The 25,832-nt window shown below is 37.5% G+C and carries 23 protein-coding genes; 19 read left to right on the top strand and 4 right to left on the bottom strand.

The features are described from left to right. Positions 1 to 52: 52 nt before the first annotated feature. The 6 genes from IGL93_RS12060 (at position 53) to IGL93_RS12035 (ending at position 5,036) form a co-directional block, all read left to right on the top strand. Complete coding sequence (locus IGL93_RS12060; protein WP_010776162.1) at positions 53 to 1,147, top strand: acyltransferase family protein; 1,095 nt, start codon at positions 53 to 55, stop codon at positions 1,145 to 1,147. 145 nt (positions 1,148 to 1,292) lie between these two features. Continuing rightward, positions 1,293 to 1,730, top strand: coding sequence for a PTS sugar transporter subunit IIA (locus IGL93_RS12055; RefSeq protein WP_010713738.1), 438 nt, complete (start codon positions 1,293 to 1,295; stop codon positions 1,728 to 1,730). Between the two features lie 26 nt (positions 1,731 to 1,756). Beyond that, on the top strand, positions 1,757 to 2,233 hold the full coding sequence (gene agaV, locus IGL93_RS12050) for a PTS N-acetylgalactosamine transporter subunit IIB (protein WP_002355007.1): 477 nt from the start codon (positions 1,757 to 1,759) through the stop codon (positions 2,231 to 2,233). A gap of 45 nt (positions 2,234 to 2,278) precedes the next feature. Then, entirely contained in the window at positions 2,279 to 3,430 is a 1,152-nt protein-coding gene (gene nagA, locus IGL93_RS12045; protein ID WP_002409180.1) for an N-acetylglucosamine-6-phosphate deacetylase, read from the top strand. Between the two features lie 24 nt (positions 3,431 to 3,454). Next, a complete protein-coding gene (gene agaW, locus IGL93_RS12040; RefSeq protein WP_010713739.1) occupies positions 3,455 to 4,228 on the top strand; it encodes a PTS N-acetylgalactosamine transporter subunit IIC in 774 nt (257 codons plus the stop codon). Further along, positions 4,200 to 5,036 (top strand): PTS system mannose/fructose/sorbose family transporter subunit IID, encoded by an 837-nt coding sequence (locus IGL93_RS12035; RefSeq protein ID WP_002396861.1) that lies wholly within the window; start codon positions 4,200 to 4,202, stop codon positions 5,034 to 5,036. Before agaW ends, IGL93_RS12035 begins: the two co-directional genes overlap by 29 nt. A gap of 66 nt (positions 5,037 to 5,102) precedes the next feature. On the opposite strand, the gene IGL93_RS12030 is transcribed toward IGL93_RS12035, so the two are convergent. Then, complete coding sequence (locus tag IGL93_RS12030; protein ID WP_002355011.1) at positions 5,103 to 6,758, bottom strand: peptide ABC transporter substrate-binding protein; 1,656 nt, start codon at positions 6,756 to 6,758, stop codon at positions 5,103 to 5,105. 318 nt (positions 6,759 to 7,076) lie between these two features. Continuing rightward, entirely contained in the window at positions 7,077 to 7,418 is a 342-nt protein-coding gene (locus IGL93_RS12025) for a PepSY domain-containing protein (protein WP_002355012.1), read from the bottom strand. A 306-nt stretch (positions 7,419 to 7,724) separates the two neighbouring features. On the opposite strand from IGL93_RS12025, the gene pepA reads away from it, so the two are divergent. From pepA to ytpR, 4 genes are all read left to right on the top strand, one after another. Further along, positions 7,725 to 8,801 carry a glutamyl aminopeptidase gene (gene pepA / locus IGL93_RS12020; RefSeq protein ID WP_002355013.1) on the top strand — a complete coding sequence of 359 codons (1,077 nt, stop codon included), beginning with the start codon at positions 7,725 to 7,727 and terminating at the stop codon, positions 8,799 to 8,801. Between the two features lie 11 nt (positions 8,802 to 8,812). Further along, on the top strand, positions 8,813 to 9,127 hold the full coding sequence (locus IGL93_RS12015; protein ID WP_002355015.1) for a thioredoxin family protein: 315 nt from the start codon (positions 8,813 to 8,815) through the stop codon (positions 9,125 to 9,127). Between the two features lie 147 nt (positions 9,128 to 9,274). Continuing rightward, positions 9,275 to 9,730, top strand: a complete 456-nt coding sequence (locus IGL93_RS12010; RefSeq protein WP_002385249.1) for a universal stress protein — start codon at positions 9,275 to 9,277, stop codon at positions 9,728 to 9,730. A gap of 210 nt (positions 9,731 to 9,940) precedes the next feature. After that, positions 9,941 to 10,561: a YtpR family tRNA-binding protein gene (gene ytpR, locus IGL93_RS12005; RefSeq protein WP_284954732.1), complete on the top strand. Its 621-nt coding sequence runs from the start codon at positions 9,941 to 9,943 to the stop codon at positions 10,559 to 10,561. A 46-nt stretch (positions 10,562 to 10,607) separates the two neighbouring features. Here the strand turns inward: ytpR and IGL93_RS12000 are convergent, their stop codons facing one another. Beyond that, positions 10,608 to 11,906 (bottom strand): S1C family serine protease, encoded by a 1,299-nt coding sequence (locus tag IGL93_RS12000; RefSeq protein ID WP_002368406.1) that lies wholly within the window; start codon positions 11,904 to 11,906, stop codon positions 10,608 to 10,610. A gap of 400 nt (positions 11,907 to 12,306) precedes the next feature. Here IGL93_RS12000 and rlmH point away from each other — a divergent pair, with 400 nt between their 5' ends. Both rlmH and IGL93_RS11990 read left to right on the top strand, forming a co-directional pair. Next, positions 12,307 to 12,786 (top strand): 23S rRNA (pseudouridine(1915)-N(3))-methyltransferase RlmH, encoded by a 480-nt coding sequence (gene rlmH / locus IGL93_RS11995; RefSeq protein WP_002355021.1) that lies wholly within the window; start codon positions 12,307 to 12,309, stop codon positions 12,784 to 12,786. Positions 12,787 to 13,366: 580 nt separating this feature from the next. Continuing rightward, positions 13,367 to 17,485: an EF3023 family LPXTG-anchored polysaccharide lyase gene (locus IGL93_RS11990; protein ID WP_104662209.1), complete on the top strand. Its 4,119-nt coding sequence runs from the start codon at positions 13,367 to 13,369 to the stop codon at positions 17,483 to 17,485. Between the two features lie 70 nt (positions 17,486 to 17,555). Here IGL93_RS11990 and IGL93_RS11985 read toward each other — a convergent pair whose 3' ends face one another. Beyond that, complete coding sequence (locus IGL93_RS11985; protein WP_002387350.1) at positions 17,556 to 18,959, bottom strand: dicarboxylate/amino acid:cation symporter; 1,404 nt, start codon at positions 18,957 to 18,959, stop codon at positions 17,556 to 17,558. A 327-nt stretch (positions 18,960 to 19,286) separates the two neighbouring features. Between IGL93_RS11985 and IGL93_RS11980 the strand changes: the two genes are divergently transcribed. The 7 genes from IGL93_RS11980 to truA all read left to right on the top strand — a co-directional run bounded on the left by IGL93_RS11980 (position 19,287) and on the right by truA (position 25,782). Continuing rightward, positions 19,287 to 19,988 carry a hypothetical protein gene (locus tag IGL93_RS11980; protein ID WP_010776159.1) on the top strand — a complete coding sequence of 234 codons (702 nt, stop codon included), beginning with the start codon at positions 19,287 to 19,289 and terminating at the stop codon, positions 19,986 to 19,988. A 33-nt stretch (positions 19,989 to 20,021) separates the two neighbouring features. After that, a complete protein-coding gene (locus IGL93_RS11975; protein WP_010713746.1) occupies positions 20,022 to 20,783 on the top strand; it encodes a hypothetical protein in 762 nt (253 codons plus the stop codon). A gap of 39 nt (positions 20,784 to 20,822) precedes the next feature. Beyond that, complete coding sequence (gst, locus tag IGL93_RS11970) at positions 20,823 to 21,332, top strand: DinB family glutathione transferase (RefSeq protein WP_002370068.1); 510 nt, start codon at positions 20,823 to 20,825, stop codon at positions 21,330 to 21,332. A gap of 139 nt (positions 21,333 to 21,471) precedes the next feature. Continuing rightward, positions 21,472 to 21,936 (top strand): RNA polymerase sigma factor, encoded by a 465-nt coding sequence (locus IGL93_RS11965; protein WP_025187365.1) that lies wholly within the window; start codon positions 21,472 to 21,474, stop codon positions 21,934 to 21,936. Positions 21,937 to 21,938: 2 nt separating this feature from the next. After that, positions 21,939 to 22,865 carry an anti-sigma factor gene (locus tag IGL93_RS11960; RefSeq protein WP_010776157.1) on the top strand — a complete coding sequence of 309 codons (927 nt, stop codon included), beginning with the start codon at positions 21,939 to 21,941 and terminating at the stop codon, positions 22,863 to 22,865. A gap of 151 nt (positions 22,866 to 23,016) precedes the next feature. Then, entirely contained in the window at positions 23,017 to 24,798 is a 1,782-nt protein-coding gene (locus IGL93_RS11955; protein WP_010776156.1) for a hypothetical protein, read from the top strand. A gap of 243 nt (positions 24,799 to 25,041) precedes the next feature. Next, positions 25,042 to 25,782: a tRNA pseudouridine(38-40) synthase TruA gene (truA, locus tag IGL93_RS11950; protein ID WP_002409191.1), complete on the top strand. Its 741-nt coding sequence runs from the start codon at positions 25,042 to 25,044 to the stop codon at positions 25,780 to 25,782. Positions 25,783 to 25,832 lie beyond the last annotated feature (50 nt).

Genomic DNA, 25,832 nt, shown 5'->3' with positions numbered 1-25,832 from the left:
TTAATCTGAGCGCTTACTTACACGCTAAATTATTGAAAGAAAGAGGACGTACATGAGTAAAGAACAACCAATAAATCTGAATATCAGCGATTTTTTTAAAGTTTTCGCTGTAGCATCAGTTATTTTACAAACGGTTTTATCATACGTGTTGATACATTCTCCGCAAACGGAAGCAATGAATTCAATCGGTAGTTTTTACCGAATGTCTAAATATTCGGCACCCATGTTTATTTTTGCAATTATTTACAACATGGTGTTAAAGAGTCAAGCTGAATCGTATCTTGAATTTTTAAAGGAAAAATTTTATGAATTGGTGCTTCCTTATGTGGTATGGTCCAGTCTCTATCTATATGCTTTTCCTAGTTTACAACAACGAATGCCCTATGAAACGCCCCTAGGATTTCTAGGAAAAGTTCTCAGTGGTGATGGCGCGGCACATCTATGGTATGCCGTAATGATGTTGCAATTCCAATTATTTATGCCGTATTTTATTTGGTTGGCAACCAGAATTACAAAAAACAAAAAAGTGATTTTACCAATTGTCTTTTTTACAATCGGTGCGCATATCCTTTGGTGCTTCTGGTACCAGAAAATGATTTTTCCATATGCAGAAACTTCTCTTTGGTACTTAATAGATCGTTCAGGGCTTAGTTATCTCATTTATGGTATTTTCGGGGTCATCGCAGCGAAGTATCAAGGGGCAATTTTTACTTTCTTAAAAAAGACGAGGGTGGCGCTATTTTTGTTATTTCTTTTTATTTTTTGGCAGGCAGTCCAAGGGAATTTATTTGATGGAACACAGATGACACCGAACGATCTACCTTATTTGGATCTTCTTCAAAGTGCCTATAGTTTACTGATTATCGGGTTGGTTTTTTATTTGGGAACACAAGGAATAGCCAAAAAGATTCGTCTTTTACCAATGGTTAAATGGATAGCCACTTATGCGTATCGCAGTTATTTAGCGAATGTTTTTGTTTTTCAAGTGGTCTTGAAACTGGTCCATCCGTTTTTAACCAATCAACCAGTCAGCTTGGTTATTCTTGTGTTGTATATGGGTACATTTGTTGGCTCGTTTGGGTTAACGGTTGTAGTCGAGTATTTTTTCAAAAGCATATTTAAGTTGGGACGCCTTGTATCTGTATAGGGACATGTTCTTAAATAGAAATCATCGTCCAAAATTATGGGAAAGCATACTCAATTGTCACAAGAATTGTTACACTCTTTGAGGAATAAGTTCTGCTTATCCAATATATAGTAAGCTCAGTAAATAGTTAGGGGAGAAAGAATAAATGATAGGTCTTATTTTAACGGGGCATGGGGAATTTTCAACTGGAATGCATCAATCAGTTAGTATGATTGCAGGAGAGCAAGCAAACGTTCAGGCAGTCCCTTTTTTCAACGAAACAGGGCTTGATGAACTAGAGTCAAATATTCGTAAAGCCGTTGACTCTATGCTGGAGACGTGTCCAGCAGTGGTCATTTTAAATGATCTTTTAGGGGGCACACCGTTTAGAATTTCAATGACTGTCGCAAGTAATTATCCAAATGTCGAAGTGCTAGCAGGAACAAATTTACCGATGGTTCTTGAAGGGCTTGCATTACGCACAATCAGCACGAACGTAGAAGATTTTGTTTCAATGGTCACAGATTCAGCCAGAGACGGGATTGTTCATAAAAAACTAGAACAACCACAAGCAACTACTCAAGAAGAAGCAGACGGAATCTAACCAATTAGAAAAGAGGAGGAAGCACTATGCCGAATATTTTATTAACAAGAATTGATAATCGCTTGATTCATGGTCAAGTCGCAACACAATGGAACGGTTCTTTAGGCGCCAACTTAATTTTAGTCGCAAATGATGCAATTTCTGAGGATACAATGCGCCAACAATTGTTAAACATGGCGGCCCCTGCAGAAGTACAAACCCGTTTTTTCTCCATTAAGAAAACGATTGAGGTCATTCATAAAGCCTCAGAAAGACAAAAGATTTTTCTGTTAGTTGATAATCCTGTTGATGCATTGCGCTTGGTAGAAGGTGGTGTGCCAATCGAAAAATTAAACATTGGTAATATGCATATGGAAGAAGGCAAAAAACAAGTAGCTACCGCTGTTGCGGTTAATAAAACAGATGTAGACGCCTTTAAAAAGCTACAAGAATTAGGTGTTAAACTTTCGATTCAACGTGTACCGTCAACGCCAGAAGAAAGTTTAGATGCATTATTTTCATAAAAAAGTAATGTTGGACAATAATTTTGAAGAGAAGAAGTGGGAAGAATGATTATTCAAAGTAAAAACGTATGGATTAACGAACAATTTCAACCAGCTCAAGTTGAAGTGTCAGAACAACGAATTGTTGCAATTCTACCGTACAATGAAAAAGCTGTCGACAAAGAATACGGAGAAAATCGCATTCTTCCAGGATTTATTGATATTCATGATCATGGTTGGCATGGTGGGGATGCCAATCATGCCAATCATGAATTTATCAAAGAGTGGCAAGCTTACCTTCCAGAAGAAGGGATTACAGCTTTTTTACCAACAACGTCAACCACATTTCCAAAAGACTTGGAACATTCATTTGAAGTGATTGGTTCATTTATTGAGGAAGACCAAGGAACCAACGGGGCACAAATCTTAGGGATTCATGCGGAAGGACCAATGATTTCTGAAGAATTTCGTGGCTCTCATAATCCAGAGTTATTAGTAAAACCATCCGTTGAGACATTTAAAAAATGGCAAGAGTTAGCAAAAGGGCACATAAAATTAATGACGTTGGCACCAGAAAATGATGTAGAGAATGCCTTGACTACATATTGTCATGAACATGATGTAGTCATTTCAATTGGCCATACGGCTGCAACCTATGAACAAGCAATGGCAGCTGTCGAAGCAGGTGCAAAAAGTTTTACCCATACGTTTAATGGAATGGAAGATATCAGTCACCGGAAACCAACCGCAGTAGTTGCTGCTTTGGATAGTGAAGAAACGTTTGCTGAAATTATTGCTGATGGGGTACATGTTGATTATTCATTAGTACGTGTGTTAGCCAAACTAAAAGGCAAGGACTATTTAATTGCTGTGACAGATTCTATCTGGGCCAAAGGATGTCAACCAGGCGTTTATCCAAAACCAGAAAAAGGGATCGAAATGGTTATTGATGAACAAAATGTGGTTCGTTTAGCCAATGGCAAGTTAGCTGGAAGTACGAACCATTTAAATAATATGGTTCGCAACCTTGTTGAAAAAGCATTACTTCCAGAAGTGATTGCAATTAATTCAGTCACGAAAAATCCAGCTCGTTTGTTGAATGTGAACGAATCTATGGGAGAAATCAAACTAGGGCTTTTAGGTAATTTTACAATTATTGATGAGAAATACGAAGTGCTAGAAACCTTAGTAAATGGTGAAACAGTTTATAAAAAGTAGACGAAGTCTAATAGGAGGAAAAAAATGTTAGTACAGGCAATTTTGGTAGGAATTTGGGCTGGGATAGCAGGGGTTGATAAGCTTGTCTTACAGACACATATTCATCGTCCGATTGTTACAGGGCTGATTGTTGGTTTAGTATTGGGAGATGTCAACACAGGGTTAATCACTGGGGCAACGCTAGAGTTAGTTTGGATTGGTGCAGTAGCAATCGGCGGTGCGCAACCACCCAACGTAGTAATTGGGGGAGTTATTGGAACAGCGTTAGCAATTATCACAAAATCTGACCCACAAGTGACCGTAGGGTTGGCTGTTCCTTTCGCAGTTGCAGCGCAAGCGTTAATTACCTTGTTATATACAGCGATGTCACCAATTATGCATAAATTTGATGCTTATGCAAAAAAAGCAGATACAAGAGGCATCGAAAGAATGTCTAGTTTTTTACCAATCGTTTTATTCATTTGTTATTTTTTTGTAGTATTTTTATGTATTTTCTTTGGTGCTGATAAAGCATCTAGTTTCATTTCTATTCTACCCGAATGGAGTATTCATGGCTTGAGCGTTGCAGGTGGTATGATGCCAGCAGTAGGTTTCGCCATGTTATTAAAAACGATGTGGGAAACATCCTACGCGCCGTTCTTTATTTTTGGTTTTGTTATGGCTGCCTATCTAGGATTAGATACATTAGCGGTTGCAGGTTTAGCTGTCGCAATTGCTTTATATGAATTTTACGCACAAAGAAATAATACAGTCACTGCATCAAATAATAATGGAGGGTTTGAAGAAGATGGCATCTGAAGAAACATATAATGATACGATATCCGAAAAAGTAATAACAAAAAAAGAGTTAAAAAAAATAATGTTCCGTTCGTATCTGCTACAATCTTCATTTAATTATGAAAGAATGCAAGCAGGCGGCTGGACCTACTCATTAATTCCAGGATTGAAAAAGATTCATCGTGATAAAGAAGACTTAGCTCTTTCTTTGGAAAATCATTTACAATTTATGAACACGAATCCACAATTGGTGACGTTCATGCATGGTGTGATTATTGCAATGGAAGAGTCAAAAGAATCACCAAAATCCATTCAAGCGATTAAAACAGCGTTGATGGGCCCGTTAGGCGGAATTGGGGATGCGCTATTTTATTTAACCGTTTTGCCGATTGCAGCAGCGATTGGTTCACAACTATCATTAGAAGGCAATATCTTAGGACCAATTGTTTTCTTGTTGTTATTTAATATTCCGTATATGGCTGCCAAAATTGGGTTAATTAATCTAGGTTATAAAATGGGTGTCAAAGCAATTTCGGTCTTAAGCGAAAGTACCAAAAAATTATCTCGTTCAGCAACAATTGTAGGAATTTCCGTGGTGGGCGCGTTGATTCCGAAGAGTGTACAATTAACGACAACTTTTGTTTTTCGCTTGAAAGATACTAAGTTAGACCTTCAAACACAATTGTTTGATACAATCATGCCCAATTTATTACCGTTAGTGTTTACGCTGTTTTGTTTTATTATGTTGAAAAAAGGACGCACGCCGATTGCTTTAATTATTTTTACTGTGATTTTTGGGTTGTTAGGTTCTTTAATCGGGATTATATAAAAAAGATTTGGAACAATAGCCAAAATCGCTATTGTTCCAAATCTTTTTCTAAATTTAATCGAGTGATTATTCTTTATACGCCCACTTGAAGTCGTATTTAGCACCTGTTGGATGATAAATAATTTCTTTCACGTTTGGTGCACGTAAGTGTGATTCTGCTTTTTGGTAAATTGGCACAACACCCATATCAGCAATTACTGTTTTTTCAGCGTTGATTAAATCTTCCCAGCGTTTTTCAGGATCGTTAACATCTGTGGTTTTGGACGCAGCAATGAATTTATCGTATTCAGGATTGCTGTAACGTCCACGGTTATTAGAAGTTGAGCTTTCTAATAAATCTAAGAAGTTAATTGGGTCTGAATAGTCGGCACTCCAACCACGAACAGCGATTTGGAAATCCCCTTTTAAGGTACGATCTAAGCGAACAGCCATAGGGACAGGCGTCACAGTTACTTTTAAGCCTTCCAAAGTATCAGATAGTGATCCTTGAAGATATTCGCCCATTTTTTTAGCGCCTTCAGAGTCGTCTACCATTAAATCAACCGTTAAGTTGGAAACACCAAGTTCTTGTTTCGCTTTGTTCCAGTATTCCACAGCTTTTTTCTTGTCGTATTTGACTAATTTGTCGCTGCCGGCTTCTTTAACAAAGTCTTCACCCGTTTTTGGTGATTTCGCGACATCCACAGGGACGAAGCCTTGTGAAGGAAGAGAGCCATTGGCTAAAATGTTTTTAGCTAATGAATCGCGATCGATGGCATAAGACATAGCACGACGTAAGTTTGCGTTGGTCAATGGTGATTTTTCATCTGCTTGATTCATTTCTAAATAGAAAGAAGAAGCGGCTTTTAATTGGACCAAGTCAGGCGAGTTTTGCATTTGTTGGGCCAGTTCGCCAGATAAATACGTATCATCCACTTCACCAGTTTCATAAAGATTTAAGGCAGTTGGGGCTTCTTTCACCACGTTGATAGCGACTTTATCTAACTTGACAGTCTCTTTGTCCCAATATTCTTCATTTTTAGTTAGAGACCATTTAGTATCTGTTCCGGGACCATCAAACTCAGTTAGCGTAAACGGACCATTGTAGACTGCTTTATCGCTACTCTTTGTATAATCTTTACCAAAACGTTCAACGATATCTTGACGTTGCGGCAAGAAAGAAGGGAAAGCCAATAAATCGTCAAAATATGGTGTTGCTGTTTCTAAGGTGATTTCTAATTCATGATCATTGATTGCTTTAATGCCCAATTCTTCTTTAGGTAGTTCCCCTTTAGAAATTTTTTCAGCATTTTTTACTGGTTCAAACATGTAGGCATATTCTGAAGCAGTGGCAGGGTCCACTGTTCGTTGCCAACCATAAACGTAATCTGCAGCAGTAACTGGTTTGCCATCAGACCATTTTGATTCTTCACGTAATTTGACTTTGTAAACTAAACCGTCTTCTGAAACAGTCGCTTTTTCGGCTGCACCAGCAGGCGCGGGTTTGTTGTCTTTATCTAAACGATAGATTCCTTCGTAGACATTATTTAAAGTGGTAAAACTCACTTCATCTGTCGCAAGGGACGGATCGGCACTAGGCATTTCTTGGGATTCAACCATTGTGTATACTTGGTTGTCGCTGCCGCCGTTGCTTGCTCCTTTATCGTCACTGCCACCGCCGCAGGCCGCTAAAGCTAAGCTTGATAATACAAGTAATGAAGTAAATAAAACAGATTTCTTCATTTGACACGCTCCTTTTCATTTTTAGCAATACTCTCAGTATAATGTAAAAATGAAAAGGAGAAATTAAAAAATCGTTAGAAATGATTATTCTTTTATCAATTTTTAAAAAATGTCTAATCTTTTTTATGAAAAAAGTGGACAAACGTTGATAAGTAAAGATTTGAGGTGATTTCCATACAGAAAACATTCGATTTTTGAGTATTTATTCATCATTGATTTGATTTTTTTGACATAAAATAAACATCCCTTTTACAAAAAACAAATGAGAAGAAAAAAAGATTGTTACAAAAGCAAATAAGTGCTTTTGTAACAATCTTTTTAATCTTTTAATCGTTGGATGTCAATGACAGTTCCTGTGTAGGCATCTGCAGTGAATTCGTATTGAACAATGCCGTCGTCTTCAATGCGGCAAATTCCTCCAGTATATGTTTTGGAGTGGATGGCGAATTTCCGCAAGGGCTTTTTCTCAAACTCAATCCACGAACCTTCAATCGGTCCTTCTTTTAAAAAAGCAGCTTTTACATTTTCTAAGACGAGATCAGCGGAGATTGTTTTTTTCTTATGGTAGAACAAGGTTGAGGCAATGCCGCCTACTAAACCAAGACCAACGCCTAGCGCTAAGCCGCCTTTAAAGTATGTCAACTCATTTTCTTCGTTCATTTGTATGACCTCCCTTGGTCGGTTTCTGCTTACTATTACTTTTGTCAGTATCACTCTTATTTTACCATAGAGAAGGGGCCGCTGAGAAATAAAAAAAGTTTTTCAATCATTCTTTTAGAGCATTCTCATTGTCACGTTTAAAAAGAGAAAGCGATGTGCATTTTCTAGTATTTGCGTTATAATAAGAGTGAAATCATATGAAAGGAGTACCTATTTTTATCGACAGGATAAAGTGACTTTTTAGAGAAAAAGTGACGCTTGGTTGGCGTAATTTCCAACAAATCAAAAGCAATAGGACATACATCTATGGAAGAAAAAACATTTCAACGAATCAAGGAATTAACTGAATTACAAGGAACCAGCGGATTTGAAGACGACATTCGCGCGTACATGAAAGAACATATCACCCCATTAGTGGACGATGTCCAATATGATGGTTTAGGTGGTATTTTTGGGATTAAACGTTCAAAAGTGGAAGCAGCGCCACGCGTAATGGTAGCAGCCCACATGGACGAAGTTGGCTTCATGTTAACTCAAATTAACGATAATGGTTTATTCCAAGTAGTTCCTTTAGGTGGCTGGAATCCCTATGTTGTTTCAGCACAACGTTTTACGTTAAAAACAAGTAAAGGGAACTATCCATGTATTTCTTCATCTATTCCGCCACACTTGTTGCGTGGTACGAGTGGTCAAAAACAATTAGAAGTCTCTGATGTGTTATTTGATGCAGGATTCTCTTCAAAAGAAGAAGCTGAAAGCTTTGGCGTTCGTCCAGGGGATTCCATTGTTCCACAAACAGAAACGATTAAAACAGCCAATGGCAAAAATATTATCAGTAAATCATGGGATAACCGCTATGGTTGTACGTTGGTATTAGATGCATTGGAAACGTTACAAAATGAAGAATTAGGCCACACATTAATTGCTGGAGCAAACGTACAAGAAGAAGTTGGTTTACGTGGTTCTAAACCATCTGTTCATAAATTTAATCCAGATATCTTCTTTGCGGTGGATTGTTCAGCGGCAGATGATATTCACACGAAAAAAGGGACATATGGTCATTTAGGTGAAGGAACGTTATTACGGATTTTCGACCCAGGTTTGATCACATTGCCTCGCTTACGTGAATATTTATTAGATACAGCTGCGACACACAATATTCCGTATCAATATTTTGTTTCTAAAGGCGGAACGGATGCTGGGGCAGCGCACACAACTAATAATGGTGTACCAAGTACAGTCATCGGCGTTTGTGGTCGTTACATCCATACGCATCAAACAATGTTTAGTATTGCGGATTATGAAGCAGCGCGGGAAATGTTGTTACAAGCATTACGTGGCTTGGATAAATCAACAGTTAATACAATTGTTTACGGAAAGTAGAGGATGTTTAAATGATTTATCCCAATTCATTAGAAGAACTAGCAACTTATGTTGAAAAAGGTAAAAATGTTTTCTTCTTTACTGCTGATTGGTGCGGAGACTGTCGTTTCATTAAACCAGTCATGCCTGAAATTGAAGAAGCATTTCCAGCGTTTCAATTTATCGAAGTTGACCGTGATCAGTTTATTGACGTGGCTGCCGAGTGGAATATTTTTGGTATTCCGAGTTTTGTCGTAATTGAAAACGGTCAAGAGTTAGGACGCTTAGTAAATAAAGATCGAAAAACAAAAGAAGAAATCAGTGCATTTTTAACTAGCTTAGGCTAATTTTCATGAACCAGAGGAACCATTAAATTAAGAGAGAATCAGCTGGACAAAAGGGCGTTCTGCGTAAGGGTCCTAAATTCATTTTTGACTCTAGTTTCTTAGTCAAAGAAGCCTTTTAGATCAGCCTCCATCGGGAAGGTGACGAAAATGGAAGAACAAATGTATAAAAATATTCTTGTCGGCGTAGACGGTAGTGATCAAGCCAATTTAGCTTATGAACGTGCAATTGAGGTTGCTCGTCGAAACGGAAGCCGAGTCATTGTTGCAAATATTTTAGAAAATCAAGTGTATACAATGATGGGGTATTCGACGTTAAATGATCAATTAATTGATCAAGAAACAGCCGCTGCGGAAGAATTAATGGCCGATTGTAAAAAGTATGCTGAAAGCGTTGATTTTCATAATGTTGAAACAGTTACCATGTTTGGTTCACCCAAAGAAGTCATGAGTCATGAATTACCTGAAAAATACAATGTTGATTTAATTATGGTGGGACAATCAGGATTAAACGCAGTCGAACGTGTGGTCATGGGAAGCGTCAGTAGCTACATTATTCGTCAAGCACCTTGCGATGTCTTAATTGTTCACTCTGAAGAAAAATAAGCAAAAAAAGTTATTGATTGAATAGAGAGTTGACCTAACGTTTCTTTTGTTTTTTCAAAGGATCAGCGGCTTGTCACTCAAAATTGAGGACTTGGAGAATAAGTCATAGCGACATATTTTCCAAGTCTTTTAGTTTTTCGACAAAAAAGTATGCACAATGGGTTAATTTTTGATAAGATAAGACAGGAAAACGACAGAGGAGGAACAGAAATGATTTTTGCATATAACAAAGAACACGTTGGCGATGTCTTACTTGTCATCGTTGCGGACGATCAAGGGGCGGAAAACCAAGTAAAACGTGTCGGCGATGTGGCACGTGTAAGTTTAGTTGAGGCGCCAGAAACAGTGGTAGCTTGGAATATTTTTAATGCTTCAGCGCTTCTAGGTGACATTAATGGCACTGGCCAAGTGACTTTAACAGACGAACAAATCGAAAAAGTCAATACAGCGATTAAAGATGCGGGATTTTCAGAAACCCATGAAAAAGACGACACCCCTAAAATTGTGGTCGGCTTTGTCAAATCATGTAAAAAACACCCAGATTCAGATCATTTATCTATCACACAAACAGAAGTAGACAACGGCGAAATCTTACAAATTGTTTGTGGCGCACCGAATATCAAAGCAGGACAAAAAGTAGTTGTGGCCAAACCAGGCGCAATGATGCCTGATGGTTTAATGATTTGGCCAGGGGTTTTACGTGGGGAAGAAAGTTTTGGAATGATTTGTTCAGCAAAAGAATTACGTTTACCAAATGCACCTGCTAAAAAAGGAATCTTAGAATTGCCTTTTGATGCGGAAGTTGGTTCTGCATTTGCGGTAGGAGAATAAAAGAAAGAAACGACCTGTTGTTTGAATAACAGGTCGTTTCTTTCTTTTATTGATTGCTGCGATTATTTTGTTGTGTTAAAGCTGATTTATCAATGGTTAAATCGATGGTTGCTTTCATTTCTTTAGAACCACGATAATAAGTCACTTCCATTTTGTCGCCAACTTTTTTCTTGTAAAGCGCGCTTTGTAAATCTGTAGTAGAGCTTACGTCTTGGCCGTCAACTTTCGTGATAACATCGTATTTTTCCAATCCAGCCTTTTCAGCAGGGGTCGCTGCTTCAACACCACGAACCACTACGCCAGTTTTTACAGAAGCTGGAATTTTTAAAATTTGTTCTTGTTGTTGTGAAGAGATACCTGTTAAATCAGACATCGTAATCCCTAGAGCTGGCCGCGTCACTTTACCATCTTTTTCTAATTGGTTGATAATGTTGACTACGTCATTACTTGGAATGGCAAAGCCCATCCCTTCAACGCTCACTTGACTAGTTGATTGCACAATTTTTACTGAGTTAATGCCAATGACTTGTCCTTCAATATTGATTAGTGGACCACCAGAGTTTCCTGGATTAATGGCAGCATCGGTTTGAATGGCATTAATATTGATGGTTTCACCAGACTCGTTTTTATTGGTAATATTTCTATTCACAGAAGAGATGATTCCTTGTGTGACAGAGTTAGCATAATCAGAGCCTAGAGGGGAACCAATTGCAATAGCAGGCTCACCGACTGTGATTTTACTAGAATTTCCAAACTCAGCGACTTGATCAACTTTGTCGGAAGAAATTTTAATCACGGCTAAATCCGTATAAGCATCGGTTCCGACTAATTCGCCTTTCACTTTGGTACCATCAGATAAAACAACTTCCAATCCTTGTGCTTTATCTACGACGTGGTTATTTGTCACGACATAAGCCGTTTTACCATCTTTCTTATAAATAACCCCACTACCTTCACTGGCTGCTTCTAAATCGTTACCATTGTTGCCGGAAGAGTCTTGAGTACCTTCATTCCCACCGAACAATCCCCCAAAAGGATCATCTGCCGAAGAATTGTTGCTAGCACTTTGCATATTAATGACAGAAACCACAGAATTTTGAACTTTTTTCACGGCTTTTGTGACATCGCTAGACACATTGTAACTTACATTGCTGACTTTTGTGTCGCCGTGATTAGTGGATGTCGTCGTCGCCGCATTATTTCCGCCGTTGGGTGTGGGAATAATCCCAGAATAAGCGCCTCCTAGAATAAGGGCGCCACCAAGTAAGCCGCCAGCTAAACCAATCCCAAATTTTTGCAATAAACTTTTTTTATCTGAATTAGGTGTAACATCTTTTCGTTGCATAAAATAACCTCCCAATAAGTGCATCTGAATTTTCTATATTAAGTATATCTGTTTCCTACTCCTTTAGTCTATCGAATAGCTTTGAATTTTTTATGAACAACTTAGGGAAAAATTACAGAAAAAATACGAATGAAAAAGTTATACACAGAAAAATGTGAACAAATCGGGAATAACTCTGTGTATAGTTTTTAAGAAAGTTATCCACAGAATGTGGATAATGTGGACAAATCAGTGGCGAATATGTGTTTGTATTGAAAAAGCTGTTAAATAAAGTAATTTTTTAGTTTGTTCTGTGGATAACTCTGTGTATATGTGTATAAGTATGTGGAAACGTTGTGGAAAGTAGCCAAACTTCGTGCTAAAATAAGAAAGAAGAGAAAACGAGAAAGTAGTGGAATAGGTGAAAATTAAACTAGTAACAGTCGGAAAACTGAAAGAAAAATACCTGATTCAAGGCATTAATGAATATCTGAAACGTTTAAATAGCTATGCCAAGATGGAAATCATTGAAGTACCAGATGAAAAAGCCCCAGAAAAACTCAGTGACGCTGAAATGCTTCAAGTCAAAGAAAAAGAAGGCCAACGTATTTTGGGGAAAATTAATGACAACGAATACGTCTTTGTTTTAGCCATTAATGGCAAACAATTATCTAGTGAAGAATTTTCAAAAGAAATTGAACAATTAGGGATTAGTGGCAAAAGTAATCTAACCTTTGTCATTGGTGGCTCCTTAGGTCTCAGTGATTCAGTCCTTCAGCGAAGTAACCAACAAATTTCTTTTGGCCGCTTAACTTATCCACATCAGTTAATGCGTTTGGTATTAGTGGAACAAATTTATCGCGGTTTTCGGATTATGAAAGGGGAACCGTATCATAAATAGGAAGTAGGCTGGTTGCTCAGTAAGTTCTATGAATCAAGTCATTGCTTGAAAAATATATGAAGTAAAATATCTTTAGTCTGTTTGTTTGATAGAAAATAAAAAAATTCAATCAAACTGGATTGAGAGAAACGTTACCGTTCAAACAATAAATAAAAATGAGAGGAATGGCAAAAAACAATGGTCATTCCTCTCGTTTTTTTTAAAATTGTCCGATTGTTGTGCCTCAGAAATAGGTTCAGCACCCATAATTATTATTTTAAAATGAGAAAAAATTAAGGGATTATCATAAAAATCAATATTTTTAACGTGAAAAGTTGAATAAGCTCTTTAATGAAGAAAACGCTATTGACAGTAACCAAAAATTACCTTAAAGTGAAAGCGTAAACATGTATAATATTTCATGTGACTAGGGAAAACTAGGCATGAAAAGTCTGTCTGAAGTAATTACTTTAGGTTGTCTTTTCATGCCTAATTTTTATATAGAATACTTAGTAGAGGAGGAAGTTGATTAAATTATCAGAAAAAAGTGTTTGGAAAAGTCGGATTGGTTGCTTAAAAATAGAAAGATATGGGGAAAAATATGATTAAAAAAATAATAGTCGTTGTTGCTTTCATGCTTACAGGCTTCTCGCTAACTGCGATGAGTGCATCTGCAGAAGAAATAACTGATTTATTTTTACAAAAAGAAGTGACATATTCTGGTGTGGAAGGAGGAAAAATTGGAGAGAATTGGAAATACCCTCAATTTGTTGGCGAAAAAGCTGTCGATGGCGATGAAACAACACGCTGGTCCGCTGATAAGCAAGATGAACAATGGTTAATTGTTGATTTGGGTGAAGTAAAAAACATTGGCGAACTCGTTTTACAGTTGCATGCAGAAAGTCCTGTGTATGAAATCTTAGTTTCAACAGATGGTGAAAGCTATCAATCTATCTTTAAAGAAGAGAATGGGAAAGGTGGCCAACCTACTAAAAAATATATTGATGGCAATAATGTACAAGCACGTTTTGTAAAATATCAGCAGATGAAAATGTGGCAACACACAAATAAGCAATTTTACAGTTCAAGTATTATTTCGTTTGAAGCATATGAAAAAAAACGACTGCCAGAAGCGATTAAACTTTTAACAGAGAACCTGACTATTAGTGAAAAAAGAAAGCAACAGCTAGCCTTTGAAGTGTCACCAGCTGGAGTAGATATCACAGAGGATCAGATTGAGTGGTCAAGTAGTGATCCTACTGTTGTGACGGTTGACCAAACGGGTAATTTAACAGCAGTTAAGAGTGGTGAAGCGAAAGTAACAGTCAAAATTAAAGGAACAGAAATTAGTGATACAATTCCTGTGACTGTTGTAGCAGAAAATAAACAATATGCGGAAATGCGAGCAAAATGGAAAATGCGATTGTTGGGTACTACGCAGTATGATAACGATACAGATGTGCAACAGTATCGTGCCCAGATTGCTACGGAGAGTTTAGCATTGTGGCAAACGCTTAATCAAGCAGCAGATCGTGGGTATCTGTGGGAACGAAAACCATCGGATACAGTGTCTGCTGATTACACGACTCAATTTACCAATATTAAAAAATTAGCGTTAGGCTACTATGAACCATCAAGTGAGCTTTTTGAAAAACCAGAAGTTTATGATGCGATTGTTAAAGGCATTGAATTTATGATTGATACAAAAAAATACAATGGAACGTATTACACAGGTAACTGGTGGGATTGGCAAATTGGTTCCGCGCAGCCGCTAACAGATACATTGATTTTATTACATGATGACCTATTGAATACAGATGCAGAAAAATTAAATAAATTTACTGCTCCGCTGATGCTGTATGCAAAAGATCCAAACATACAATGGCCAATTTATCGTGCAACAGGGGCTAACTTAACAGATATTTCAATCACCGTTTTAGGTACTGGACTTTTGTTAGAAGATAATCAACGCCTAGTACAAGTACAAGAAGCTGTTCCGTCCGTTTTAAAAAGTGTTTCCTCTGGTGATGGCTTATATCCTGATGGTTCCTTGATTCAACATGGTTATTTTCCGTACAACGGCAGTTACGGGAATGAGTTGCTAAAAGGGTTTGGACGAATTCAGACTATTTTACAAGGTTCCGACTGGGAGATGAATGACCCTAACATTAGTAATTTATTTAATGTTGTTGATAAAGGTTACTTACAATTGATGGTAAATGGAAAAATGCCATCGATGGTTTCTGGTAGAAGTATTTCCAGAGCGCCAGAAACGAATCCTTTTACTACAGAGTTTGAATCGGGTAAAGAAACAATAGCTAATTTAACCTTAATTGCAAAATTTGCACCAGAAAATTTAAGAAATGACATTTATACATCTGTCCAAACGTGGCTTCAACAAAGTGGGTCATACTATCATTTCTTTAAAAAACCAAGAGATTTTGAAGCGTTAATTGACTTGAAAAATGTGGTGAATAGTGCCTCACCTGCCCAAGCGACACCAATGCAATCTTTAAATGTATATGGTTCGATGGATCGAGTCCTACAGAAAAATAACGAATATGCGGTGGGGATCAGTATGTATTCACAACGTGTCGGAAACTATGAATTTGGGAATACGGAAAATAAAAAAGGCTGGCATACAGCAGACGGCATGCTTTATTTATACAATCAAGACTTTGCTCAGTTTGATGAAGGATATTGGGCAACGATCGATCCATATCGATTACCAGGAACGACAGTTGACACAAGAGAATTGGCAAATGGAGCTTATACAGGGAAACGCAGTCCCCAGTCATGGGTAGGTGGCTCAAATAATGGACAGGTTGCCTCTATAGGAATGTTTTTAGATAAAAATAATGAAGGAATGAACTTAGTTGCTAAAAAATCTTGGTTCTTATTAGATGGTCAAATCATCAATTTGGGAAGTGGCATTACTGGTACGACAGATGCTTCGATTGAAACAATCCTCGATAATCGGATGATTCATCCACAGGAAGTGAAGCTTGACCAAGGTTCAGATAAAGATAATTCTTGGATTAGTTTAAGCGCAGCGAATCCATTGAATAACATTGGCTATGTTTTTCCTAATTCAATGAATACGCTTGATGTTCAAATAGAAGAACGCTCTGGTCGCTACGGAGATATTAACGAATACTTTGTTAATGATAAAACCTATACAAATACATTTGCTAAAATTAGTAAAAATTATGGCAAGACTGTTGAAAATGGTACTTACGAATATTTAACAGTGGTTGGGAAAACGAATGAAGAAATCGCAGCTCTTTCTAAAAACAAAGGCTATACTGTTCTAGAAAATACAGCAAACTTACAAGCCATTGAAGCAGGTAATTATGTCATGATGAATACATGGAATAATGATCAAGAAATTGCAGGACTGTATGCGTATGATCCAATGTCGGTTATTTCAGAAAAAATTGATAACGGTGTTTATCGCTTAACTCTTGCGAATCCTTTACAAAATAATGCATCCGTTTCTATTGAATTTGATAAGGGCATTCTTGAAGTAGTCGCAGCGGACCCAGAAATTTCTGTTGACCAAAATATTATCACTTTAAATAGTGCGGGGTTAAATGGCAGCTCGCGTTCAATCACAGTTAAAACAACTCCTGAAGTAACGAAAGAAGCGTTAGAAAAATTAATTCAGGAACAAAAAGAACACCAAGAAAAAGACTACACCGCAAGCAGCTGGAAAGTCTACAGCGAAGCATTGAAACAAGCACAAACTGTGGCAGATCAAACAACAGCAACGCAAGCAGAAGTAGACCAAGCAGAAGCAAAACTACGTTCGGCAGTGAAGCAATTGGTAAAAGTGCCAACTAAAGAAGTAGATAAAACCAACTTGTTGAAAATCATCAAAGAAAACGAGAAACACCAAGAAAAAGACTACACCGCAAGCAGTTGGAAAGTCTACAGCGAAGCATTGAAACAAGCGCAAACTGTGGCAGATCAAGCAACAGCAACACAAGCAGAAGTAGACCAAGCAGAAGCAGAGCTACGTTCGGCGGTGAAGCAATTGGCAAAAGTGCCAACTAAAGAAGTAGATAAAACCAACTTGTTGAAAATCATCAAAGAAAACGAGAAACACCAAGAAAAAGACTACACCGCAAGCAGTTGGAAAGTCTACAGTGAAGCGTTGAAACAAGCACAAACTGTGGCAGATCAAACAACAGCAACGCAAGCAGAAGTAGACCAAGCAGAAGCAGAGCTACGTTCGGCAGTGAAGCAATTGGCAAAAGTACCAACCAAAGAAGTAGATAAAACCAACTTGTTGAAAATCATCAAAGAAAACGAGAAACACCAAGAAAAAGACTACACCGCAAGCAGTTGGAAAGTCTACAGTGAAGCGTTGAAACAAGCACAAACTGTGGCAGATCAAACAACAGCAACGCAAGCAGAAGTAGATCAAGCAGAAGCAAAACTACGTTCGGCAGTGAAGCAATTAACATTGAAAAATAGTGGGGAAAATAAAACGGAACAAAAAAATGGGGGGAATAATGGACACTTAAATACTAGTGCGGGAGTTGATCAAACTGGTACGAAACAAGTTAAGCCATCAAGCCAAGGTGGTTTCAGAAAAGCTAGCCAATTTTTACCGAGCACAGGAGAAAAGAAATCGATCGCGCTTGTGATTATTGGTCTTCTAGTTATCGCCAGTGGGTGTCTTTTAGTTTTTCGTAAAAGTAAATCGAAGAAGTAAAAAATTACGGATTCACTAAAAACATAATAAAAAAGCAGACTTCCATACAAGAAGTCTGCTTTTTCATTAATTACTCCGCTTCCGCATTTTGCAAGTCAGCGACATCAGTCAGATAAGTGGCTTCATCCAACAAATCTTCCGAATGTGCAACATAAATCGCAGTGGCGCTATCACCCACCACGTTTAGGCTAGTAACGAGCATTTCGATTGGACGATTAATGGCTAAAATTAATGAATACGTCGCAATCGCAATCTCATTGTTATAGTTTAAACCAGTTAAAATAGTGAAAAGGATAATTCCGCCAGCGCCAGGTGCCGCCGGTGTACCAATGGATGACATTAAAGCTAAAATGGCAATCAAGGCAATATTAGCTGGTGTCACTTCATAACCAGCTACGCCCGCTACAAAAATAGCCGCAATTACTTGCATAATCGCTGTGCCGTTCATATTAATAGTCATTCCTAACGGCAAGACAAAGGCGGCAACATCGCTGTCGACACCTAACTCTTCAACCGTTGTTTTTGTATTTAACGGTAAAGTGGCTGCTGAAGAAGAAGTAGAAAATCCAAAAACCACAACTTTCATAATCTTTTTAATAAAAGGAACAGGATTTAATTTTGTCGCAAATAAGATAAATAATGGGTAACCGATCATCAAAAAGGCTAAGAGCGTCGCTGTCGTTGTTACAACGTAGACTAACGCTGGTTTTAAATAATCAATCCCGTAAGAAGCAAACGTCCGAACTAACAACATAAAGACGGCGATAGGAGCAAATTTAGTAATTACAAAGGTTAAAAATAACGTGACCATCGCATTGACTTCTTCAATTAATTTTTTGAAAACACGAATTTTATCCCCTAATGCATTAATACATAAACCAGTAATCACTGCCAACACAACAACGGCTAAAATCGCACCATTGTCGCTAAATGCAGAACCGATATTTTTCGTGACAGCATTGACAATCACCATTAATGGGTTGCCGCTCGTACTTACTTCGACAGGAGCTAGCGTTTCAGATAACGACACATTAAAAGCGCCAGTTAAATATACGCTATAGCCCACAATTCCAGCCGTTAATAGAGCAATCAGTGACATCGATAAAAAGCCAAAAATCGTTTTATAGGAAATTCGTCCTAATTTTTGCGTATCGGTAATATGACAAATGGCTAAAGTAATTGAAGTAAAGACCATCGGCACAATCACTAATTGTAGGCCGTTGATAAATAGTTGACCAATAATATAGAAAAGCCCAATCGCAGATTGTCCTTTTTCAGGATCTGAAATATCTTGGAAAAGAATCTGATTGATTGTCTGCCACACAGCGCCTTGATTGCTGCGAATAAGGTGCTCTCTTAAAAATAAAAAGCCGAGCCCAACGATTAATCCTCCCACCAATGAAATCACCATTTTTTTGGTAAATGAGATACCTTTCACTTCACGTTTTTTCTTTTCCACTTTGTTGCCTCCCAAATAAATTGATTAAGCACCGCGCAAAAAAAGCCTTGCACACAAAAAAAGGGCAAGACATCTCGTATCATTCACTATACAAAAATACAGAATTTTACAGAACTTTGCCTTGTTAGCCTCTCGGACTATCTTAAAGGTACTTTTCCACATACTAAGGGAAACTAAGAGAATTGTCAATTCTTTTTTACTTAGGGGGGGTGTTATTTTTGAAGAAAGAAAGGAAAGAAACAGACGTTTTTCATTTTTTGTTTAATGATTGTGTTAAAATAATCATTAGTAGAATAAGTGAAAGGAAATATTACCTTTCTATATGATAGGAGAGTATTTTTAATGAGAAGTGATCGACATCATAATAACAAGTATTTAGGAATAGTGATTGGATTATTAATTGTTATTATTGGATTATTAGTATTCATCTTAGTGAATGGGCAAACAAATTTAAAAAGAAAAACGGTAGAAGAAGTAGATGCAACACCATCTTCCTCTACAAAGACCGTTAGCAGTTATTCAAGTACCTCAGTGGTGCAAGAAAGTGAAAGTAGTTCAGCAGTTACTACTATTTCAGATGAAGAAAATGTGGCTGCAGAAGCAGTAAAAAAACTCTCCACTAGCCAACGTGCGGCGCTAGTTATTTTGGGTGCGCCTTCAGGATGGCGGTTTAATGGCTATCCAGCTCAAGAAAATTCGAATCAATCAGTTCAAGAGATTGCTTTGTCCAATATGAATACCATAACGTTAACCAAAGTAAGTAGTAAGTTAAGTGATAACACTAGTGAAAATGATCAAATGTTTTTTGCAACTGGAAAAAATATACAAGGTGTTGGCGGTGTTCCTTCGCAAATCTATGCGTTCGGACGTGATGGGGAAATGATTTACTATTATGTTGTTAAAACGAAACTGGATAATTCATCCGCTCAACCAACAGCGATAAACTTGGGACAAGCTAATATGAATAAAATTTGGAAAAATTTTTTTGATGTGGGTGATTTAAGTAGTATGAATCGAGTGGCGGATCAGATTGTTATAAAGTAATAGAGCACTGATTTAGAAAAGGAGTTAAAGCGTATGTTTAATCATCGTCACCAAAAAAATAAATACTTCTTTGTTGTGATTATACTGTTACTAGTCATTATTGGCTTACTTATTTTTCTTATTGTTACTGGTGGGAAAAATTCTGAAAAACAAACAAAAAGTTCCAGCAAAACAACCCAAACAACAAAAATTAGTAAAGAGAGTTTGAAAACCATACCTCAAACAATGAGTTCACAGCAAAATAGTTCAACAAGATTAAACGAAATGAATTATACGGAGTCAGAGAAGCGAGCAATAACTAATGAATTTCTGCTCTGGGCTAGTAAACGAGCAGAAATTGGTGGAATGGCTGTTACCACTAGATTTTTTGATCATGGAGCGAGTGGTAAAGGTGATTGGTATGCATTAACACCAGATCGGCAAGCTATTTTAGTTCAGCGGCAAGATTCATCTAGACAAAATAGCTACTCTATTCAAGCCTTGGGTGGGGTAACATTTTATACTTCGAAAGATGGCACCTTGGGCCGGTCTGATAAAGTAATGACTTCGGCTTTAGCAGCAGGCTATAATGAAGTTGCTGATTTAGGAAAACCAATTATAAAATATTTACTTGGTGATGATGGTGAAATTTATGAATATAACAGTAGTGGTTCTTTTACAGATGGTTTTTATGAGATGGATGATAAAGGCAATCGGCAAGAAAATGGAAGGCCTATTCAAACATTTACCCTTTCCGCAGATACCGCAGCCAAAAAAGAGCTACAACGGATTCTTTTGCAGTATAATAGAAAATAGAAACGAAAGAACAGGCACCAACACAAAGGAGGTATTTTTATGAAAGTCACTCAACTTTCTAGTGAAACTCTTGACCGAGCGCATGAACGTTTTGAAGAAACACTTGCGCAAATGACCGTTGCCGAAGCAAACACGATGCCCGCACCATTAATCAAGTCTGTTACTTGGCTGATGTGGCACACAGCCAGAGAATTAGACCTACAAATTTCCGCACTTAATCATAGTGAACCGTTATGGCTTAGCCAACACTGGACAGAAAAATTTGCCTTGGATTTGCCAGATGAAACAGAAGACTGGCATCACACACCAGAAGAAGCGGCGAAAGTCGTGGTGGCAGAAAAGCAATTGCTTAGTGACTATTTGGCTGCCAGTGTGGCACTTACCAAAAGCTATTTAGACCAAATCAAAGAAGAACAATTGTCAGACGTGATTGATAAAAATTGGACCCCGCCGGTGACTAGACAAGTGCGTTTAGTTTCAGTGATTGATGATGCAGTGATGCATTCTGGGCAAGCCGTTTATACACGAAGATTAGTCATTGGAAAATGATAAATAAGAAAAAACAAAAAATGCTTCTGCCTAAGCAGGAGTATTTTTTATTGAGAGAAAAAATACATAAAAATAATGAACGAAGGACTGTCCACTTTTTCCCTAGTTGAAACGTTGTATAAGTGAAAGGAGAAATCAGATGAAAAAGGAGGCAAATTTTGACGAAGTACTATTTTCTTTGGGGCAAGAAGTCATCCAAGTCTTGATTCACCGAGGAGCAAGTCTTGAAGATGCACAAGATGCAGTGTCGCAAACGTATACAACGATTTTTTCAATATTACCTGAAATTACATCAGAAAATCTACGCCCGTGGTTTTTCCGAGTAACATTTAATTACTACATTACGATGTATCGAAAAAAGAAACGAGAACGCACTTTTGTGGCAAACAGCCATCCTGTGCAATCAATAGAAAAAATGGAAGGGCAAGAGCTATTATTATTGATCGATTCCTTAAAAGATGAGGAACAAGAACTATTGCTTTTGAAATATTATTATCAATTATCGTATGCCGAGATTGCGTTGATTTTAGAATTATCTGTTGAAAATGTTCGCAAAAAATTGTATCGCACACGTCAAAAATTAAAAAAAGAACTGGAGGAATAGAAGTGGATTTAAAAAAAAGTATTCGTAAAGCGAAAAGAAAACAATTTATCGTGATTGGTGCCATAACCGTTGTTAGTTTTGCTGTATTGTTTGTCGGTTTTTTTGTGGGAATGGATAAACTTTCGACGAAAAACTATCATACCCTACTAGAAGTAATTAATGATCAAGAAATGATTGCTTCACCAAACACTCAATTAGACTCCCAAGTAATTGCTAATAGTTCGCCTTTTGGGGGCGAAGTTGTAACTAATCGTTCAAAAAATATTGATGGTTACACGGTGGAGTGGAGTAATTTACGTAGCAGATATAGCTTTTTCAAAAATTCGATTGACCGGAATGAAGCCTATCTTGGTAGCTATTATTCTTCTAAGAATTCCTATGAATACAACCGACAAACGAAACAGAAAGTGGCAACTTTTTATAACCCAGCGATTACCAATTACTATGATGATGTTAAAAATGAATTAAGTGAATTAGATAAAATGGAAAACCAAGTAGCGGAAGTGGCGATTTCTTTTGATAAACCTTATCCATATGAAGAAGTCCGCAAAATGTTACCGAGCAATGTCAACTTAGTTTGGCTCTATGTTTACTCCGAAACGGTTAATGAAAAAGAGGGTCCTTCTGGTACGCTGCCTTATGGTTTTCAATTAAGCATGGACGATCAAAACGAAATATTTGATCCTGAAAACGACAAGCAACACTTTTTTGAAACCTTAGAAAAATCCCCCATGTTTGCTGACAACCAAGAAGGCCAAAAGTTTATCCAACAAAATAAAAATAAAAAAGTCGAAAAATTACCTGTTTGGGGAGTCATGCTCACCGGACAAACTAAAAATTTCAAAGCCTTACAAAATGAACCTTTTGTTCGTGGTGCTTCAATTGGCGTGACCGCACCTATCGTTCCTTATATTCAGCCAGAGAAATAAACGTTCTTCAGAACTCTAAGCCTTCCGACTGATTTTGCTTCAACGATATTGTCAGTAAAAATAGAAAACGTTATAATAGAATGGATCACAGGAAGTGCTTCTACAATGCGTGGGAGCACTTTTTTTACTTATCCATGAGGAGGGCAAGTGAATGTTTTTTAATTTTATTGGGTTAACGTTATTTTTTGGTATCGGGATCTTAGTTGCGAATGGCGCCAAAATTGTAGCGAATAAAGGGAAAAAGAGTAAAGGGACTATTCTATTAATGGTGATTGAACTGCTCTTGTTAGGTATCTTTTTATTTGTGACTTTGCCAAGTAAAAATCTTTCAACCGTGTTATGGATTAATTTGATTGGCGCAGTGATTGCTAGTGGGGTGTTATTAAGTACACGCTTAGCTAGTAAAGTCGAAGTTCCTAGTATCCAAAAGGGCCGCAAAGAAGTAGGGAAGAATACCAACAAAACGGCTAACAAAGACTGGTCTGGCAAAATTTTGGGTGTTGCCGTTTTGGCAATGATTTTGTTGACTATTGTCAGTAGTATTACCAGAATCTCTTCTATTGATGAAATTTATCAAACAATTCCTTTAAAAACGGAAGAAAAAGCTGAAGTTTTAACTTCGGCGAAAGAAACACCCATTGCGATTGCACCACAAACGGCGAAACGAAAAATGTTACAGAAATTTTCTGTCATTCCCAATTCCAATATGTTTACTTTGGATGGTATAACGGCACAAGTTGTCAATGGCGAGTATGTTTATGTAGCAACAGTCGAATTTAATGGCTTCTTTAAATGGCTAAAACTGGGGGAAGTACCTGGCTATTTCATCATTAGTGCGACAGATATCAACGCACAGCCAGAATTTGTAGAAAAACCAATTGTTTATACTCCTTCAGCTTACTTTGGCAAAGATGCCGCACGAAAAATTTATTCCGCTTATCCAGGTTATGCAGCAACTGGCACAATCAATTTAGAGCTGGATGACCAAGGGAATCCTTACTATATTCAAACGCTTTACAAAGAGTATGGGGTTTCTGGTCGCATGCACTATAATGAATTTAAAACGGCGGTATTAAATGCTACAACAGGAGAAGTTAACGTTTATGACAGTCAAAAAGCCCCAAGTTTCGTTGATGCGCCGATTACTAGTTCAGCGGCGAATAGCTTAAATGAATTCTTTGGTCGTTACAGTCAAGGCTGGTGGAACCAGACAATGTTTGGTGCCAAAAAAGATGTTAAAATTCCAACTGAAAATGGTATTTATGCATCAGGACAAATTACGCCGATGATGAACAAGGAAGGGAACCAGTTGCTTTATTTTACGGACTTTACAAGTAGTGAAAAAGACCAAGATTCCGCTTTAGGTTATTCCTTAATCAATGCCCGAACAGGCCAAGTTACGTATTATCGTGATACTAAAGTCGGCATTATGGATAGTGATGGCGCCATTTCTATCGCCTCAAAAATTTATCCAGAAAAGAAATGGAAAGCTAGTATGCCAGTCCTTTATAATATTGATGGTGTGCCAACGTGGATTGTTTCGTTAATGGACAGTAAAGGGATTTTCAAAAAATATGTCTATATAAACGCCGTAGATAATGATATTGTGATTGATGCAGACACGGCACAAGGCGCATTAGACGCTTATCGAATTGAATTAGTAACCAAAGGAAGCAACAATGAAAATACAGACAAAGCCAACTTGAAAACGATGCAAGGTAAAGTAGCTCGTGTCTCAGTAGTAGCTGGGGAAGCGCAAACGGTAGTTTCATTTTTACTAGAAGATGAAAAAACCATTTTTAGCGTAACGACTAATAACAGTCCGCTGGCGCTATTCTTAAAAGAGGGCGACCAAGTGACATTTAAAGCCGTAGTGACTGAAAATGCTAAAGCAGCGAATGTTGAAGAATTGAAAATTGCAGGATTAAACTAAGAGGTCGGGACAGAAGTGTTTAACTCCGAGAAATAAGAAGGAATTTCCGAAAATTGTTCTTTAATTTTTGGAGAATTTCGGCTTATTTCCGAAGGAGTTGCTTTTGTTCCCGCCGTTTATCAATTTTTAAGCCTGGAACAAAAATCCAAAGTGATTTTTGTCCCAGGCTCTCTTGGAAAAGAAGAAAAATCCACTTATTTCTGCTATGATAAGAGAGAAAAAGAATACGAAGGAGCTTCGCCCATGCGCAACATAAAATTAACCATTGAATACGATGGTAAAAGATACTCAGGTTGGCAACGACTAGGCAATTCAGAGAAAACGATTCAAGGGAAAATTGAAAGTATTTTAACACAAATGACAGGTGAACCGATTGAAATTATTGGCTCAGGCAGAACGGATGCCGGCACACATGCACGTGGTCAAGTAGCGAATTTTAAAACGACTAGTTCACTAACAACAACCGAAATGTTATCCTTTTTAAATCGATATTTACCTGGCGATATTGTTGTTAAAGAAGTTACAGAAATGCCTGAACGTTTTCATGCACGGTATAACGCCACAGGCAAACAATACAGCTACTATGTTTGGAATAGCCCAATTCCTAATGCCTTTGAACGGTATCATAGTTTTCACTTTCCCAAAGCGTTGGATCAAGAAAAAATGGAACAAGCTTGCCAAAAATTAATAGGGACCCATGATTTTATTGGCTTTTCAGCATTGAAAAAAACCAAAAAATCAACTACTCGAACGATTGAAAAGATTACGATTGAAAGAAGCGGCGAAATGTTACAGTTCACTTTTGTGGGCAATGGTTTCTTGCATAAAATGGTCCGCATCCTCGTTGGGACACTTTTAGAAATTGGTGCAGGCACCAAAGAATTAGCGATAATTGACGAATTATTCGCAACAAAAGTCCGAGAAGGCGCAGGTGAAACGGCTCCTGCACAAGGGTTATTTTTAGATGAAGTGTATTATAAATAACAAAAAAATAAATTTTCTTTAACCACACCAATTAAAAAGTTGAACTTCAT

This window comes from Enterococcus sp. DIV1328a (assembly GCF_050536905.1).
Lineage (GTDB): Bacteria > Bacillota > Bacilli > Lactobacillales > Enterococcaceae > Enterococcus > Enterococcus faecalis.
Note: the sequence above shows the minus strand (reverse complement) of the source record. Positions and strands in the feature narration are given on the sequence as shown.